General features: G+C 35.8%; 2 protein-coding genes. Both read right to left on the bottom strand.

Annotation, left to right across the window (positions count from 1 at the left end; genetic code table 11):
- Positions 1 to 287: 287 nt before the first annotated feature.
- The gene (locus tag LSE01S_RS10545; protein ID WP_046041066.1) at positions 288 to 617 is read right to left on the bottom strand and encodes a DUF5388 domain-containing protein; all 330 of its coding nucleotides are present in this window, start codon (positions 615 to 617) and stop codon (positions 288 to 290) included.
- Entirely contained in the window at positions 610 to 1,419 is an 810-nt protein-coding gene (locus tag LSE01S_RS10540) for a ParA family protein (RefSeq protein WP_015474642.1), read from the bottom strand. Before LSE01S_RS10540 ends, LSE01S_RS10545 begins: the two co-directional genes overlap by 8 nt.
- Between the last annotated feature and the right edge of the window lie 461 nt (positions 1,420 to 1,880).

Genomic DNA, 1,880 nt, shown 5'->3' with positions numbered 1-1,880 from the left:
TGAGACGAGAGAGAACTTTTGGAAACGGTTGTTTAGATAGGTTGTGAATATTTTTTGAGTAGTATGGGTGGCTTTTTTGCGTAAGTTAAGTGACAGCGTTGATTGATTGTTATATGATTGTGTATGTCCTAAATGGACACAAGCAACGCTCCTAAGCAAAGTCTGTATGTACTGATTTCAGAAAAGCCCTCTATTCCGCATAATAGAGGGCTTTTTTTTATATTCTGCTTCATCTAGACGGACAAGTATACGTCTAAAAGCTGAACGTGTTGTCTGAGCGCGCGCGATTATTTACTTTTTACGCGTACATCACGTTTTTCTAAAGAATCAATTTGAAATTCTAATTCTTTACGTTCGTCTGAAGTCAAAGATTCAATATAAACAGATAAAGCTACTTCAATAGCTGCCTTTTGATTGTCACTATACCCTAATACAGCCATTGCTTGCAATTTGTTTCTAATGTGGTTGTTGATTTTTAGGTTTGTGTCAAAAGTAACCGAAGCAACTTGATTTTGTGGGGTTTTAATTTCTTTATTTGAATTTGAAAAATCCGAAATTTCAGCCTGCTTATCTGGCTTAATTGGGTTGCGGTTAGACCGAATCAATTTATTAGCCATTTTCAATTGCCTCCATTCTTTTTAGCATCTCGTCAGTTACGTCTTTGTATACTTTGAATACACGCCTATCAAACTGAGTATTGAAAGTAATACCAGTTATTCCATAACGCTTGATCCTCTGCATCGAGTGAATTTTATGTTTAAAAATGTTTTCAGTTCCAAACTGATTAATAGCATTTTGAATAGTTGCTTCATCTACAGGAGCTCCGGCTTGCAATAGAACAGCCAATATACCAACGATTTCCAAACGGGGAGCCTTGTAGGTATCAATAACTTGTTCCTGGATATACTCTATAAATGCTTGAGCTCCCTCAAAACTATGTTCATGAGTTTGCATAACAATTACACAATAATCGCTGGCATACAATGCTGAATCGGTGATTAACGAGATAGTAGGCGGCGTATCTATGATGACATAATCATATTTATCTTTAATAGGCTTGATAAGATTACTGAATTCTTTGACGCGTTCATTATAGTCTTTGATTTTTTCCATATAGCGTGGGAAAAGAGCAAAGTCAGGTGCAGAAGCTAGGATATCGAAGTTTTCTTTTATATGTATTAAAGATTGAGTTAAATCGCCATCTTCAATACTAGCCATGAGAGATTTTTTAAAATGGCCAACTTTTCCATCAATATTAACTTTAGTATTCAAGAGTAGATTTGTGGCGTTTCCTTGGGGGTCCAAATCAACTAGTAGTGTTTTGTAACCACGATTGCTAAGGTCTAGAGCTACTAATGTTGAATTACTAGTTTTTCCAACTCCGCCTTTAAAATTTCCAAATGTTATGGTTTGTGTCATGATAACGCCTCCTAACGATTGTTGTTATATTAGCACTATATCGTTTTTGAATCAACACAATATAGTGCTATAGTGCGTTAGTTCTATAGTTCTATAATGCTGTTGTTCTGTAGTGCTTATGTTCTACAGTGCTATAGTGCTGTAGTTCTTTAGTTCCGTAGTGCTAGCACTACCGTATAGCTTTAAGCCCTATGTGCAAGCATTTACTAAAAGAAAAAACAGTGCCGTAGTTCTTTAGTTCCATAGTTCTGTAGTTCTATAGTGCTGTAGTGCTTATATTCTGTAGTTCTGTAGTTCTTTTGTTCTATAGTGCTGTAGTGCTGTAGTGCTAGTTTTTAAAACCATTGACTTTTGTTGTGGTTGAGCTATAATTCTAAATGAAATCGATAAATAGAACATAAAAAAACACCCACCGACGGGAATCGGTGAGCGCCACATAAAAGTCATCGTTGTTTAATGAC

This window comes from Levilactobacillus senmaizukei DSM 21775 = NBRC 103853 (assembly GCF_001592085.1).
Taxonomy (GTDB): Bacteria; Bacillota; Bacilli; order Lactobacillales; family Lactobacillaceae; genus Levilactobacillus; species Levilactobacillus senmaizukei.
Note: the sequence above shows the minus strand (reverse complement) of the source record. Positions and strands in the feature narration are given on the sequence as shown.

Coding starts and splice junctions, on each gene's coding strand:
- LSE01S_RS10545 (WP_046041066.1), bottom strand. CDS start 617: ATGGCTAATAAATTGATTCGGTCTAACCGCAACCCAATTAAGCCAGAT.
- LSE01S_RS10540 (WP_015474642.1), bottom strand. CDS start 1,419: ATGACACAAACCATAACATTTGGAAATTTTAAAGGCGGAGTTGGAAAA.